This window comes from Rhizobium sp. SRDI943 (genome assembly GCF_057653695.1).
Map to the genome: position 1 here is coordinate 1,464,576 of NZ_JBYGKN010000002.1, position 13,969 is coordinate 1,478,544.

At 60.6% G+C, this 13,969-nt stretch carries 11 protein-coding genes; 9 read left to right on the forward strand and 2 right to left on the reverse strand.

What is annotated here, in order from left to right; genetic code table 11:
- Positions 1–8 precede the first annotated feature (8 nt).
- The 7 genes from AC245Y_RS31105 to AC245Y_RS31135 are packed head-to-tail and all read left to right on the forward strand — an operon-like array spanning position 9 to position 8,764.
- Complete coding sequence (locus AC245Y_RS31105; protein ID WP_017996307.1) at positions 9–1,001, forward strand: ABC transporter permease; 993 nt, start codon at positions 9–11, stop codon at positions 999–1,001.
- A 1-nt stretch (position 1,002) separates the two neighbouring features.
- Positions 1,003–2,007, forward strand: coding sequence for a sugar-binding transcriptional regulator (locus AC245Y_RS31110; protein ID WP_003562674.1), 1,005 nt, complete (start codon positions 1,003–1,005; stop codon positions 2,005–2,007).
- Positions 2,004–2,999 carry an aldo/keto reductase gene (locus tag AC245Y_RS31115; RefSeq protein WP_017996306.1) on the forward strand — a complete coding sequence of 332 codons (996 nt, stop codon included), beginning with the start codon at positions 2,004–2,006 and terminating at the stop codon, positions 2,997–2,999. Before AC245Y_RS31110 ends, AC245Y_RS31115 begins: the two co-directional genes overlap by 4 nt.
- Before the next feature lie 12 nt (positions 3,000–3,011).
- The gene (locus AC245Y_RS31120; protein ID WP_487762874.1) at positions 3,012–4,766 is read left to right on the forward strand and encodes a glycerol-3-phosphate dehydrogenase/oxidase; all 1,755 of its coding nucleotides are present in this window, start codon (positions 3,012–3,014) and stop codon (positions 4,764–4,766) included.
- Positions 4,739–5,581, forward strand: a complete 843-nt coding sequence (locus AC245Y_RS31125; RefSeq protein WP_032996897.1) for a class I fructose-bisphosphate aldolase — start codon at positions 4,739–4,741, stop codon at positions 5,579–5,581. Before AC245Y_RS31120 ends, AC245Y_RS31125 begins: the two co-directional genes overlap by 28 nt.
- Before the next feature lie 31 nt (positions 5,582–5,612).
- Positions 5,613–7,142 carry an FGGY-family carbohydrate kinase gene (locus AC245Y_RS31130; RefSeq protein WP_003562666.1) on the forward strand — a complete coding sequence of 510 codons (1,530 nt, stop codon included), beginning with the start codon at positions 5,613–5,615 and terminating at the stop codon, positions 7,140–7,142.
- A complete protein-coding gene (locus tag AC245Y_RS31135) occupies positions 7,139–8,764 on the forward strand; it encodes a GMC family oxidoreductase (RefSeq protein ID WP_003562665.1) in 1,626 nt (541 codons plus the stop codon). The genes AC245Y_RS31130 and AC245Y_RS31135 overlap by 4 nt, the downstream gene beginning before the upstream one ends.
- A 358-nt stretch (positions 8,765–9,122) precedes the next feature.
- On the opposite strand, the gene AC245Y_RS31140 is transcribed toward AC245Y_RS31135, so the two are convergent.
- Both AC245Y_RS31140 and AC245Y_RS31145 read right to left on the reverse strand, forming a co-directional pair.
- Entirely contained in the window at positions 9,123–9,326 is a 204-nt protein-coding gene (locus AC245Y_RS31140; RefSeq protein ID WP_003550088.1) for a cold-shock protein, read from the reverse strand.
- A gap of 112 nt (positions 9,327–9,438) precedes the next feature.
- Positions 9,439–10,059, reverse strand: a complete 621-nt coding sequence (locus AC245Y_RS31145; RefSeq protein WP_012755510.1) for a hypothetical protein — start codon at positions 10,057–10,059, stop codon at positions 9,439–9,441.
- 264 nt (positions 10,060–10,323) lie between these two features.
- Here AC245Y_RS31145 and AC245Y_RS31150 point away from each other — a divergent pair, with 264 nt between their 5' ends.
- Positions 10,324–11,436 (forward strand): hypothetical protein, encoded by a 1,113-nt coding sequence (locus tag AC245Y_RS31150; RefSeq protein ID WP_012755511.1) that lies wholly within the window; start codon positions 10,324–10,326, stop codon positions 11,434–11,436.
- Between the two features lie 410 nt (positions 11,437–11,846).
- A complete protein-coding gene (locus tag AC245Y_RS31155; RefSeq protein ID WP_017996304.1) occupies positions 11,847–13,856 on the forward strand; it encodes a methyl-accepting chemotaxis protein in 2,010 nt (669 codons plus the stop codon).
- The last annotated feature ends 113 nt before the right edge of the window (positions 13,857–13,969 follow it).

Below are 13,969 nucleotides of genomic sequence, written 5' to 3' on the forward strand. Positions count from 1 at the left end.
ACGGGGTCATGGCGGACGCTACATTGGCAACGGCACATCAGGCACGTGCGCCCGGCTGGAAACGGCTGGGGACGATGCGCGAGGCGGGACTGATCGCGATCATCCTAGCGCTCTGCATCGTCATGAGTTTTGCCTCGCCGCATTTTCTGACGCTCGGCAACTTCCGGGCGATGCTGATGTCGTTCTCGGTGGAAGGGATCGTCGTCGTCGGCATGACCATCCTGTTGATCGTCGGCGGCATCGACCTGTCGGTCGGCTCGGTCGTCTGCTTCTCGATGGTGCTGTCGGGCTCGCTGTTCCTGATGGGGCTCGATCCGTGGAGCGCATCTCTGATCGGCATTCTTGCCAGCGGCCTGATCGGCTGTGCCATGGGCTTCTTCGTCACGGTCGTCGGGCTCAACCACTTCATCACCTCGCTTGCGGCGATGGTCATCGTGCGTGGTATCTGCCTGATCATCACCAAGGGAACGCCGCTGTCGCTGTTCACCTTGCCGCCCTCGTTCAAGGCGGTCGGGCAGGGCACATTCTATGGCGTCCCCTATGTGATCCTGATTTTTGTTGCGGTTGTCGTGCTGTTCGATTTCCTGCTGCGCCGGGCAACCGCCTTCCGCAAGGTGTTCTACACCGGCAGCAACGAGAAGGCGGCGCTCTATTCCGGTATCAAGACCAACCAGGTGAAGTTCTGGGTGACGGTGCTCTGCGCCACACTGTCCGGTGTTGCCGGGGTCATCTACATGTCTCGCTTCGGTGCCGCGACCCCGACCTTTGGTGTCGGCATGGAACTCAACATAATCGCAGCCGCTGTGATTGGCGGTGCGTCGCTGAAGGGCGGTTCCGGCACGATCCTTGGGGCTATTCTCGGCATTGCCCTGCTGTCGGTCGTAACAAGCTCATTGATCTTGCTCGACGTGTCTGTCTATTGGCAAGACATGATCAAAGGCTGCATTCTGCTTGCCGCCGTCTCGATCGATCATTTCCTGCACAAGCGGAAGGCTGCCTGATATGCCGATAGCCAAGCTCAAACCCGCAAATGCGCCGCGCGAGGAAATCGTCATCGCCCGGCAGATGCACCAGGCTCTGGTGCTGCATTTCCTCGAAGGGCTGACGCAGGCGCAGATTGCCGATCAGCTTGGCATCTCGCACGCCACCGTCAACCGGCTGATCAAGCGCGGCCGCCAGCTCGGTCTGGTCGAGATCAAGATCAAGTCGCCGGTCGAGCCGCTGGTCGATATGGAAGAACGGCTACAAGCGCTTGGCGGTATCGGCCGCGCCGTGGTGGTGCCGACAGTGTCCGACAATCCGCAGACGGCACTTCAAGCCGTCGGCGAAGCGGCAGCAAGGTTGCTGCTGGAAGAGATCACCGACGGCGATACGATCTGCATCACCGGCGGCAAAGGGGTGAGCGCCGTCGTTGCCGGTCTGCAGCCGCCGCGTCGTTTTGATGTCGAGGTCATTCCAGCAACTGGCTGCGTGCAGGGTAAACACTATACCGACGTCAATCATGTCTCGACCTTGATGGCCGACCGGCTTGGGGGGCGTTCCTACCAGATCCATGCACCGCTCTTTGCCGATGATGCCGAGCAGCGGGCGATGCTGATCAACATGCGTTCCGTTGCAGACGTTTTCAAACGGGCGCGTGAGGCGAAGGTGGCGGTGGTCGGCATCGGCTCGATCCTCTCGGACGATTCGAGCTATTACGACCTCCATCCATCCTCGAGTACCGACCGCGCCGCGATCGAGCGGTCCGGCGCCTCCTGCGAATTGCTGGCGCATCTGCTCGATGATCATGGCCAGGTCTGCGACTACAGCCTCAACCGTTCGCTGGTGTCGCTGACGCTGGCGGAATTCGCCTCCATCCCCACCAAGATCGGTGTGGCGAGCGGGCCGAACAAGGCAGGTCCCATCCTCAGTGTTCTGCGCGGCAATCATCTCGATACGTTGGTGACCGATGAGGCGACGGGTGCCCGCGTGCTGGCACTGGCGAATGGTGAAGGAAAATGGGCATGAGCGAACAGCAACTGACACGTGAGATCGGCAGATCGGGCGTTTCCGCCTCGGCGGTGGGGCTCGGCACCTGGGCGATCGGCGGCTGGATGTGGGGTGGGACCGATGAAGCCGAATCCATCGCCGCAATCCAGGCATCGCTCGATGCCGGCGTGACGCTGATCGACACGGCGCCGGCCTATGGGCTCGGACGTTCCGAGGAGATCGTCGGCAAGGCACTGACCGGGCGCCGCGACAAGGCTGTCATCGCTACCAAATGCGGCCTTGTCTGGTATACGCAGAAGGGCCGTCGTTTCTTCGACCAGGACGGCAAGCCGGTCCACCGTTATCTCGGCCGCGACGCGATCCTGCACGAGGTCGAGGAAAGTCTTAGGCGGCTCGGAACCGACTATATCGACCTCTACATCACTCATTGGCAGGACCCGACGACCCCGATCGAGGAAACGATGCGGGCGCTGCAAGACCTGCGCTCATCGGGCAAGATCCGGGCAATCGGCGCAAGCAATGTCAGCCCCGACGACCTCAATGGCTATATCGCTGCCGGTGATCTCGATGCGATCCAGGAGCGGTTCAGCATGATCGACCGGGAAATCGAGGCGGAACTTCTGCCGCTGACAAAGGCCAACGGCATTTCGACGCTGAGCTATTCGTCGCTGGCGCTGGGGTTGCTGTCCGGGACCATCGGTCCTGACCGCGTGTTTTCCGGCGACGACCAGCGCAAGGGCAATCCGCGCTTTTCAGTCGGCAACCGCCGGAAGGCAACGGCGCTGGCCGACGCCATCCGGCCGGTCGCCGAAAAACACGGCGCCAGCATCGCCCAGATCGTGATTGCCTGGACGCTGGCACAGCCTGGCATCACTTTTGCACTTTGCGGGGCGCGCAATCCGGCACAAGCGCTCGATAGTGCGCGGGCCGGGACCATCCGGCTGAATGCGGCCGAGCTTGCGGCCATCGATACGGCCATAGCGGCGAAACTGACTGACATGGACAGGTAGCGGATCGCCATCATGAAACGGCAAGAGATATTGGACGGGCTCCGCCGGAGCCCGAAGGTGGACGTGTGTGTCATCGGCGGCGGCATCAACGGCATCAGCGTCTTTCGGGAGCTGTCGCTCCAGGGGCTGAACGTGCTGCTCGTCGAGAAACACGACTATTGCTCCGGGGCCAGTTCGGCGCTGTCGCGCATGGTGCATGGCGGGCTTCGCTATCTTGAAAACGGCGAATTCAAGCTGGTGCAGGAATCGCTGGTCGAGCGGGACCGGCTGCTGCGCAATGCGCCACACTACGTCGCGCCGCTGCCGACGACGGTGCCGGTGTTCGATATCTTTTCCGGCCTCGGCAATGGCATCGTCCGCTTCCTGGGTCTCAGCCGCCGCCCGAGCCGGCGTGGCGCTATCGCCATCAAGGCAGGCCTGAGCATCTATGATTTCCTGACCCGCAAGCGGGCATTGATGCCGCACCACCAGTTTCGCGGCCGCCGCACGACGCTTGCCAAGTGGCCGGCGCTCAATCCCGACATCAAGAGTTCCGCCACCTATTTCGACGCCTGGGTCAGCCATCCGGAGCGGCTGGGCATCGAGCTTCTACAGGACGGTCTGTCAGCAAAGTTCGGGGCAATGGCGCTGAACTATGCGGAACTGCGGCTGACAGAGGATGGTCAGTACCGTGTCGAAGACCAGATCGGCGGTGCGTCCGTTGCCGTTGAACCGGCGCTGATCATCAACGCCACCGGCGGCTGGATCGACATCGCCAATCAGACCCTGTTTTCGCCGGAAGCGCGGCCGGCTCCACTGATGGGCGGCACCAAGGGCTCGCATCTGATCGTCGACAATGCAGAGCTGCGCGACGCGCTCGCCGATCACATGATCTACTATGAGAACGAGGACGGGCGCATCTGTATCCTGTTTCCCTATCTCGGCAAGGTTCTCGTTGGTTCCACCGATATCCGTGTCGATGATCCGGAAACGGTGCGCTGCGAGGCAGACGAGCGGAATTATATCCTGCAATCGCTCGCCTTCGTGCTGCCTGATATCGTCATCCGGCCGGAACAGATCGTTTTCCAGTTTTCCGGCGTGCGGCCGCTGCCGGCCAGCACCGACAGTTTTACAGGGCGCATTCCCCGCGATCATTTCTGCACCGTGCTGGAGCCTTCCGAGGGTGGTCCACCGGTTCTGTGCATGATCGGCGGCAAGTGGACGACATTCCGGTCCTTCGGGGAACTGGCGGCGGACATGTCTTTGGAACGGCTAGGCAGGCGCCGCCGCGTTCAGACAACCGATCGGCCGATCGGCGGCGGGCGGTCATTCCCCGCCAACGCGCCCGCTTGGCTAACGCAGGTGGCAGCCAGCAAGGGCCTCTCCGGCCCACGCATGGGCGAGCTGTTTGCCCGATACGGTACGGATGCGGAGACGATTGCCGGTTTCATCGCGGCAGGCCCCGATGCCGCGCTGCCGCACGCCGGCTACTCGATGCGCGAGTTGCAGTTCCTGATCCGCTGTGAAGCGGTGGAACATCTCGACGACCTGCTTTTGCGGCGCACGACGCTGGCTGTTTCTGGCGAGCTTTCGCTCGACATGATGGATGCTGTGCTCGACCTGCTGACGCAGGAAAAGCACTGGACGCTCGCGCACCCGCATCGCACCCGTGAGCGCGACCGTTTTCTCACCCTTCTCACCGAACGCCACGGCGTCGACGAAGACATGCTTTCCGCAAGGAACGAACCAAGGAGCATAGAATGCGACACAACAGCAAAGTCCGGATGAACCGGCTGTTCGGCGGCGGCCGTTGCCTCGACGTGGCGATCGATCACGGCGTGTGCAACGAACCGTCCTTCCTCAACGGGCTGGAGGATATTCAGGCCGTCGTCAAGGCGCTGGTTTCTGCCGGGCCGGATGCCATCCAGATGAATTACGGCCAGGCAGACCTGCTGCAGGACGTGTCCGGCAAGGACAAGCCGGCTCTGGTCATGCGCATCGACATGGGCAATCCCTATAACCGGATCCGCCATCGCGACATGTGGGCGGTGCTGCAGAACGAGGCCGAGCCGCTGATCGGCGCGATCGAAATGGATGCGGCCTGCGTCGTCGTCAACCTGTTCATGCTGCCGGACGAGCCGGACCTGTTCCGCCAATGCGTGCAGAACATTTCCCGGGTGCGGGCCGATTGCGACAAGTATGGCATGCCGCTGATGATCGAGCCGCTGGTGATGCAGCCGGTCACCGAAAAGGGTGGCTACATGATAGACGGCGATGCAGACAAGATCGTTACGTTGACGCGGCTTGCCCGCGAGATGGGGGCGGACATCGTCAAGGCGGATCCGACCACCAGTGCCGAGGATTTCCATAGAGTGGTGGAAGCAGCCCGTTGCCCGGTTCTGGTGCGCGGTGGCGGCAAGGAAGATCTTCGTGCCGTCTTCGACAAATCCGCCGCCTTGATGCGACAGGGCGCAATGGGCATGGTTTATGGGCGCAACATCTATCAGCACGCCAATCCGAGTGCGGTGGTGCGTGGGCTGATGGCGATCGTGCACGAGGATGCGAGCGGCGAACAGGCCATTGCGCTCTATCAGCAGGGTTGAGCAGCGATCTCGAACCTTGGGAGGGTTCTGCATGGGAAACTATCTTTTGGGGCTCGACGCAGGAAACACCGTCATCAAGGCGGTGATTTTCGACCGGGCGGGCAAGGAGATCGCAGCTGCGTCCGAAGAAGGACACAGCCGCATGCCGAGCCCGGGGCATGTCGAGCGGGGTCTGGACGAACTCTGGACGAATGCACGGCAGGTTATCCGCGCTTGCATCGAAAAGGCAGAGATCCAGCCGGAGGAAATTGCCGCGATCGGTTGCGCCGGGCATGGCAACGGTCTCTATGCGCTTGATCGCGACGGCGCTCCGCTCATCGGCATCCAGTCGCTCGACACACGGGCGGCCGGGCTGGTCGATGAATGGCGAGAAGCCGGCGTTGGAGACCGGACCTATCCGATTGCCCGCCAGCGCCCGTGGCCATCCCAGACGCCGACATTGCTTGCCTGGCTGAAGCGTCACCGGTCGGACCTGTTCAACCGCATCGGTACGGTGTTCTTCTCCAAGGATTTCGTCGTCAACCGCCTGACTGGCCGCCGCGTCAGCGAGGTGTCCGACATGTCGGGGGCCGGTCTGCTCGATCTTGCCGCGCGCCGCTACGACAAGGCACTGATGGAGGCCTATGGGCTGGGCGATTGCATGGACCTGTTGCCGCCGCTCATCGAAAGCGCCGACATTGCCGGCACGGTAACGGAAGAGGTGGCGGCGCAAACCGGGCTCGCCGCCGGGACGCCTGTGGTCGGCGGGCTGTTCGACGTTGTCGCCTCGGCGCTCGGCTCGGGCGTTTCGCGCACCGGCAGCGCCTCGATCATCGCCGGCACCTGGAGCATCAACCAGGTCGTTATCGATAGTCCCGACCTCGACGGGCCGGTCTTCATGTCCTCGACCTTCGATCGCAGCCGCTACATGGCGATGGAAAACAGCGCCACCTCGGCGGCCAATCTCGAATGGCTGGTGCGGGAGTTCTTCGAAGGCGAGCATGCGGAAGGCGTGTCGCCCTTCGATGCCTGCTGCGCGCTGGCCGGGGCGATCGAGCCCACGGCAGACGACCCGCTCTACCATCCCTATCTCTATGGCGCCCAGCAGGACGGCCACGCACGCGCCGGCTTCTATGGCATTGCCGGTTGGCACACCAAGGGGCATCTCGTTCGCGCGCTTCTCGAAGGGGTCGCCTTCGGTCATCGCCAGCACATCGAGACGATCCGAAAGGCCGGCGCGGTGTTCAACGAAGCGGTGCTCTCCGGCGGCGGCTCGCGCAGCCTGATCTGGCCGCAGATCTTTGCCGATGTGCTCGGCGTTCCGGTCAGCGTTGCCCGCTCGCGTGAAACCGGTGCGCTGGGAGCGGCGATTGCGGCCGGAACCGGCGTCGGCATTTTCGCGGACTTCGGCGCTGGTGCTGCGGCCATGGTCCGGACCGAGAGGCTTTATCGTCCGGATGTCTCGCTTGAGGCGCATTACGCGCGGCGCTACGCTCTCTATCAGGATATCGCCGAAGCGATGGCACCGCTCTGGCGGCGTCTGACGGCGGTCCCCCCGGCGGCAGCGGGGGCAGCGGCGTGAATATTCGTGTGAATGATGCAGCCATTGATGCGGGAAGCTACGACATCATCATCGTCGGCGCGGGATCGGCGGGATGCGTTCTGGCCAACCGGCTATCGGCCGATCCGAAAACCCGCGTCCTGCTGCTCGAAGCCGGCGGCAGCGACCGGTACCATTGGGTGCATGTACCGATCGGCTATCTCTACTGCATGGGCAATCCGCGCACCGATTGGATGATGAGGACGGCGGCGGAGGCCGGACTGAACGGTCGGTCACTGCCCTATCCGCGTGGAAAAGTGCTGGGCGGCTGTTCGTCGATCAACGGCATGATCTACATGCGCGGCCAGGCGGCCGATTACGACGGCTGGCGGCAGGCGGGTAATTCCGGCTGGGGCTGGGACGACGTGCTGCCCTATTTCCTGAAATCCGAGGACAACTATCGTGGCCAGTCGCCAATGCACGGGGCAGGCGGCGAATGGCGGGTGGAAAAGCAGCGGCTGTCCTGGCCGATCCTCGATGCCTTTCGCGATGCCGCCGAAGAACTCGGCATCCCGAAGACCGACGATTTTAACGATGGCGACAATGAAGGCTCGGGCTATTTCGAGGTCAACCAGCGCGGCGGCCTGCGCTGGAACACGACCAAGGCCTTCTTGCGCCCGGCGATGAAGCGGCCCAATCTGCGTGTGCTGACCGGCGCCGAAACCGAGCGGCTGGAATTCGAGGGCAGAATGGTGACCGGCGTGCGGTTCCGGCTGAACGGACGGAGTCATCTGGCTCGCGCCGGTCGCGAGGTCATTCTGTCTGCCGGTGCGATCAATTCGCCGAAAATCCTTGAGCTTTCCGGGATCGGTCGACCGGATGTGTTGTCGGCTGCTGGGCTGGACGTCGTCCACGAACTTCCAGGTGTCGGCGAAAACCTGCAGGATCATCTGCAAATCCGCACGGTCTTCCGCATCGAGGGCGCAAAGACGCTGAACCAGCTCTATCACAACCTGTTCACCCGCGCGGGCATGGGGCTTGAATATATGCTGCGCCGGTCCGGGCCTCTGTCGATGGCGCCGAGCCAGCTCGGTATCTTTGCCAAGAGCGATCCGGCTGTTGCGACCGCCGATCTCGAATATCACGTGCAGCCCTTGAGCACCGACCGGCTCGGCGAGCCGCTGCACAAATATCCCGCCGTCACCGTCTCCGTCTGCAATCTGCGGCCGGAGAGCCGGGGGAGCGTGCATGTTAGCGGCCCGAACCTTTCGGTGGCGCCGGAAATACGCCCGAATTATCTTTCGACCGTCGGCGACCGGATGGTTGCGACGAAATCGATCCGGCACGCCCGCCGGCTCATGGAGGCCGGTGCCATCGCCAAGTACCGGCCGCAGGAGATGTTGCCGGGCACGGAATACCGGACCGACGAGGACCTGATCCGTCGTGTCGGCGATATCGCCACGACGATCTTCCATCCGGTCGGCACCTGCAAGATGGGCAGCGACACGATGGCGGTTGTTGATTCGCAATTGCGGGTGCATGGGCTGGCGAAACTGCGGGTGGTCGATGCCTCGATCATGCCGACAATCGTGTCGGGCAATACCAACTCGCCGGTGATCATGATTGCCGAGAAGGCCGCGGAAAGCATTCTATCAGGGGTGTGATGGGCTCTTCGCCGTGATGAACTCCTCGCATTGTCTAAAGCGAATGCGTGGAACATCCTTTTCTCAGAGACAAAATGCTCAGTTTGCCGCGACTGCGCTGGCGTGAGGGTCGTCACTATTCGGAATTTCCAAGGTGCTGGCGTTAAACGACACGCCCAGACCTCGATTGGCGGCGTTTCGGCTTAAAGCATACCGCGCAACTGTGCAGCGGTTTTCCGACAACGACATGCGCACAAAAACCTAAAGCGCGAAGAGCGAATATGAAAAATCGCGCCGCGCTGTAGAGTACGAAGGCATTCGCGCCTGCGGCTCGTAATGATGAGCCCAACCCGCTCAATGCAGGTTGGGCCATTTTTGATCAGAGAGTCGAGACGTTCTCAGCCTTCGATTTTCCGGTCTTGCGATCTTGTCCAACTTCGAAGCTGACCTTGTCGCCTTCGCGGAGCGACCCGCCGCTCTGCAGCGCAGACACGTGAACAAAAACGTCCTGCCCGCCACCCTCAGGGGTGATGAAGCCGAAGCCCTTGTCGTCATTGAAGAATTTAACGGTACCTGTCGGCATGAGATAACTATTTCCTTGTGTCGTTCAGCGATTTGCGAAGGCGAAACTATAGCTTCGGGGCTTCTCTATCAACCCTTTAGCACGCCGACGGCTCTTTGAATGTAAAAAGATATCAGCTCCGACGAAGGTCAATGCGGCTCGTAACAACCGATCGACCTGTAGCGGGGTCGGTATCGACGGTTGTTAGGCGCATGCCCGATGCCCCGGTTTTTTCGATCGTCATCTGCGCACGGCGGTCGCCATTGACCTCTTTTGCCCATTTGATCGCGAGGCTTATGGCATTACCAGCGCGCTTTCCGCCTAGACCCGCGGTGCCGGTGCCCGCGCCCACGTAGGAGCCGGTGTAGCTGTCACCGCTGGCCTTGAGGTTAGCGCTGATGACACGGGAAAAAACGACGAGACTGGTGCAGCGTCCATTGAGTGCGAGGGAACTTGCATTCGCGTCCGACTTGAAGCGGCAAGTGACTTTAATGGTGGGTGCGTTTGTTCGCACTTTCACCGTACCGTTACCGCTCCAATTTCCCGCCAGTGTTTTGAGGAAGGCGGATTCGTCGGCGTGGGCGGCGCCGGCCGTGAGCATTGACGCCGTCGCAGCGGCGATTGCGCAGGCAAGGATCTTAAACATCTGGCTAACTTTCGGGCCGCATAACATCCGCATCATGACGCTCGGCTCTTCGAGGAGGAGGGTGTCATATAACCGCTCGACGATGATTTGGTTCCGTATGGGCGGCATTCGATCGCGTTCCCAACACGGCGCGCACGTTTTCAACAAGATCAACGGGCCAATGATGCCCACGCACGCTGAAAGGGATTGCCGATCTACCGCCTGAAGCTTTAGATCGGTCTTGCACAATGAGATTGTGCGAGCCGGCTGGGATGGCTTCAGTTCCGCTACAGCGCCGCGCGTCTTGAGATGCGCAAAGGAGGTTGTTGCGTTTTGAACTGCTGCATAGGGGGCCGCCGACAGAAACTTTGCCAGCCCACGGGGCTGTCACATATGAGGGGGCCGACGCCTTTGATTTCGCTTGTTCTTCCTGGTCGCCCGCTCTCGTTGGCGCGCAACGTCATCTCCACGCCGAATGCTTACTTTTGGTCAACGCCCATTATCCTGGCACTGGCTGGCTTTCTATTCGTCTCGGAAGCACCAGGTGTGATCCGCGATTTCCAGATCAGCCAGAACCCTTTGACGCTCGAAAATGGCGACGTGCAAAATGGGCGATGCACGACACGCAAGGCAGTCTTTACCGATTGCGAGGCACGCCTGGTCTACAGCTACGGTGGACGAGACTACGATACCGAAGTCGAGGTCATGTTCGTCGATTTCCATACCGGCGACTATGAAACGGGTCTGGTGATATCAGCCGATCATCCGGAACTTGCGACGATGAGCCTGGGTCTGGACATGCTCTGGAACCGGATCATCACGCTTACTGTGTTTGCCGTCCTGCTTGGCGGCATGGGCCTGGGGATGATTTTTCTCGCCATCCGCATTTGGCGGGTCAAGGGCCAGTTGCTTCGGCCTGCCATGCTGACCCCTGTCCCGGTCGAGATCACCGCATTCGACCGCAAACGCGGCGTCCTTTCCATCACCTACAACGACAAGATTGCCGATGACAAAACAGGGCGATCGGCTTACACGCGCATGAAGGATGGAGAGGAGCCTCTGATCGTCGGTGAAGCCAATGGCAAGGCGATCGGATTGGCCGTGAGGCACGGCAATACTGCCCTGCCGGTGCTTCTCGACGATCGGCTGCAGCGTGTGGAGCTTACGGATAAAGAACGCACCGCAGCTCTTGCACCTTTCGCGTATCAGCAAGAACGCGATCAGAGCGTTCCGGTGTTGATCGAAGACACCAAAAGGACGGTATCGATCTGGAAGCGGGTGAAGTTTTTCTTCGGTGTGTTGCTTCTGATGGTCGTCGGTGTGGTCGGCTTCTGGCTCTGGTACATCACGACTTCCCCGACAGCATTCCAATCGCCTGGCATGGACATCAACAATCTCATGCCAGCGCCGTTGAACGAGTGGGGATGCGAGCAACTGAAGAAGCGGTTTGGTCAGGGTCGCGCGCCGTTTGGTTGCGTCGCCGACGATTATACGAGCTGGAAATAAAAAGATGGCGCCCGCTGTTTGACCGGGCGCCCTCATCATCGGTAGGGGCAATCGGCTGCGCGCGTGGAAGCGGCCGGCCAAAGCGGCACAATTCTGCACGGTTGTAGGTGCCCCGTTCGGTTGCGCGCACCGTAACCCACTCTCGCGGCTCAATCGGTAGCAACTGGCGATCGACCGATTTTTGCATGCCTCGATGATCCGCGAAAAACCCACCACAGACCGTCGCCCACAGCCTCAACAGAAACTTAAGCTCATTACTATAATTCTAAATAACCACCCACAGCGTCGTTGCGTGTGGGAGTTGGTGTTGGGAACCCGAATGCAAAGTGCAGCTGGAGCACGTTTGTCCAGCTTGTTGACCAATCGCAGCAGCCGGGAGCCGGTCGTCCCGTGCGCCAAGGAGCATCGAAATGCCGCCCAAACTTTTTACCCGTATAGGTGCCAAGTTAACCGCCATGTCCGCAGCCGCCATTCTCATGGTTGCGATCTTGCTGGTGGCGGTCTGGGTCGGGGGCACCTCGGTCGGCAAGAGCTCCGATTTCGGCCGGATGCAATTGGTCATTTCCCGTGACCTGGTTGATGCGAAAGCGTCGCTACGCGGCATGATGATGGGAATGATGGAATTGCGCCTCGCGGAAAGCTCGGCCGAAGCGACGAAGGCGCGCGAGTATGTCGCCAAGCGCCATGAGTCGGTCATCAAATACCTGACAAGCGCGAGCGCCAGTATAACGCTCCAGACCAATAAGGATCGAGTGTCAAAGGTCTCCGAATTGACAAGTCAGTGGATGACCGAGTTCGGGGGGCTTTCAACCGCTATCGACGCGAAGTTGGACAACTCAGCCGACGGCTCCAAGGCTGCCAGCGCGGAAAGGTCCGCTCAAGTCAAGCTGCTGACTATTGCCGATGAAATCGGATCGTTGCTCGACGAGTGTGTAACAGCGGCCAAAGGGAAAGCGGACGAAGCAGGTCAGCAGATGGCAACAGCATCTAGCTTGGCGATGCAGGTTAGTCTCGGAGCGGGATGTCTAGTGGTGATGACCCTCATCGGGTCAGCTATTTTTGGTTCCAGGGCGATCGCTCGCCCAATCGGGAAGTTGACCACCAGTATGAAACAACTGGCCGACGGCGACCTTGAGACAATCATACCGTTCGCCAGCCGACCTGACGAGATCGGCGCTATGGCGGGTGCGGTGGAAGTGTTCAAGCAGAACGGCATTAGGATGCGCCATCTCAACGCCCAGGAAACTGCGCTGCACGCTAAGAGCGCGGACCTCTCATCAAATATTTCGAAGGTGGTTGCGGCGGCGGTGGCGGGAGATTTCACCAAAAGAATTGAGACGACTTATGATAGTCCGGACCTCAATCGTTTCGCGGGAAGCGTCAATGAGCTCGTGACGTCTGTTCATCGGGGCGTCAGTGAGACCCAACGTGTGATCGCGGCGCTGGCGGAGGGAAATCTCACCGAGGAGATGGAAGGCGAATTTCAGGGGGCCTTCGGGGAGCTAAAGCGCAATGTGAATGCGACGATGGAGGGTCTTCGAACGGTTATAGCGGAAGTCGGTACCGCGATCGACACAATCAATTCTGGGACCGGTGAACTTAGCGATGCGGCCGGCGATTTGTCCAAACGAACGGAACAGCAGGCTGCTTCATTGGAGGAAACCGCTGCAGCGCTTGAGGAGATCACATCGGCGGTTAAGAATTCTACGGATCGAGCATCGGAAGCCAGTCAAATGGTTGGCGAAGCGCGTCGAAGCACAGATCAATCGAGTGCGGTGGTCAGTGATGCTGTTGCCGCCATGGGTCTTATTGAACAGGCCTCCGGCGAGATTGGTCAGATCATCAGTGTCATAGACGAGATCGCCTTTCAAACGAACTTGCTTGCATTGAATGCAGGCGTCGAAGCGGCCCGCGCGGGTGAGGCCGGCAAGGGCTTCGCCGTTGTCGCGCAAGAGGTTCGCGAGCTTGCTCAGCGTTCTGCTCGCGCCGCAAAGGACATCAAGGAACTGATCACCCGTTCAAGCGGAGAGGTACGCACCGGCGTTAGCTTGGTGACCGCTACAGGAGACGCCTTGAGCCTGATCCAAACACAGGTCACCAAAATCAACGATCACGTCCACTCAATTGCGACCGCGGCAAGGGAGCAGGCAACCGGTCTCGCCGAAGTCAACACTGCCGTCAATCAGATGGACCAGGTCACGCAACAGAATGCCGCGATGGTTGAAGAGGCCACCGCAAGTACCAGCAGACTTGCGGAAGAAGTCGTCACGCTATCCAGACTGATCTCCCGCTTTAACGTAGGAGCGCGTAACATCCGCAATCCTGCTGCAGCCAGCGTCACCCATCATCACGCTCTTTCACCCTCGCCGCATCAGACGCTGGCAACTGCGGTCCGTGCAAGACACGCCCGAGCAAGTTGAGATTACGTGGGTACTGACACGGCGTCAGAAATGCTGATGTGGCGTCGGAATGTTCCGACGCCACTATGTTTCGAACCTCTTCCGTCCGTGCAGACATCGTTTATCCGCGCGGG

Coding starts and splice junctions, on each gene's coding strand:
- AC245Y_RS31105 (WP_017996307.1), top strand. CDS start 9: ATGGCGGACGCTACATTGGCAACGGCACATCAGGCACGTGCGCCCGGC.
- AC245Y_RS31110 (WP_003562674.1), top strand. CDS start 1,003: ATGCCGATAGCCAAGCTCAAACCCGCAAATGCGCCGCGCGAGGAAATC.
- AC245Y_RS31115 (WP_017996306.1), top strand. CDS start 2,004: ATGAGCGAACAGCAACTGACACGTGAGATCGGCAGATCGGGCGTTTCC.
- AC245Y_RS31120 (WP_487762874.1), top strand. CDS start 3,012: ATGAAACGGCAAGAGATATTGGACGGGCTCCGCCGGAGCCCGAAGGTG.
- AC245Y_RS31125 (WP_032996897.1), top strand. CDS start 4,739: ATGCGACACAACAGCAAAGTCCGGATGAACCGGCTGTTCGGCGGCGGC.
- AC245Y_RS31130 (WP_003562666.1), top strand. CDS start 5,613: ATGGGAAACTATCTTTTGGGGCTCGACGCAGGAAACACCGTCATCAAG.
- AC245Y_RS31140 (WP_003550088.1), bottom strand. CDS start 9,326: ATGCCGACAGGTACCGTTAAATTCTTCAATGACGACAAGGGCTTCGGC.
- AC245Y_RS31145 (WP_012755510.1), bottom strand. CDS start 10,059: ATGCCGCCCATACGGAACCAAATCATCGTCGAGCGGTTATATGACACC.
- AC245Y_RS31150 (WP_012755511.1), top strand. CDS start 10,324: ATGAGGGGGCCGACGCCTTTGATTTCGCTTGTTCTTCCTGGTCGCCCG.
- AC245Y_RS31155 (WP_017996304.1), top strand. CDS start 11,847: ATGCCGCCCAAACTTTTTACCCGTATAGGTGCCAAGTTAACCGCCATG.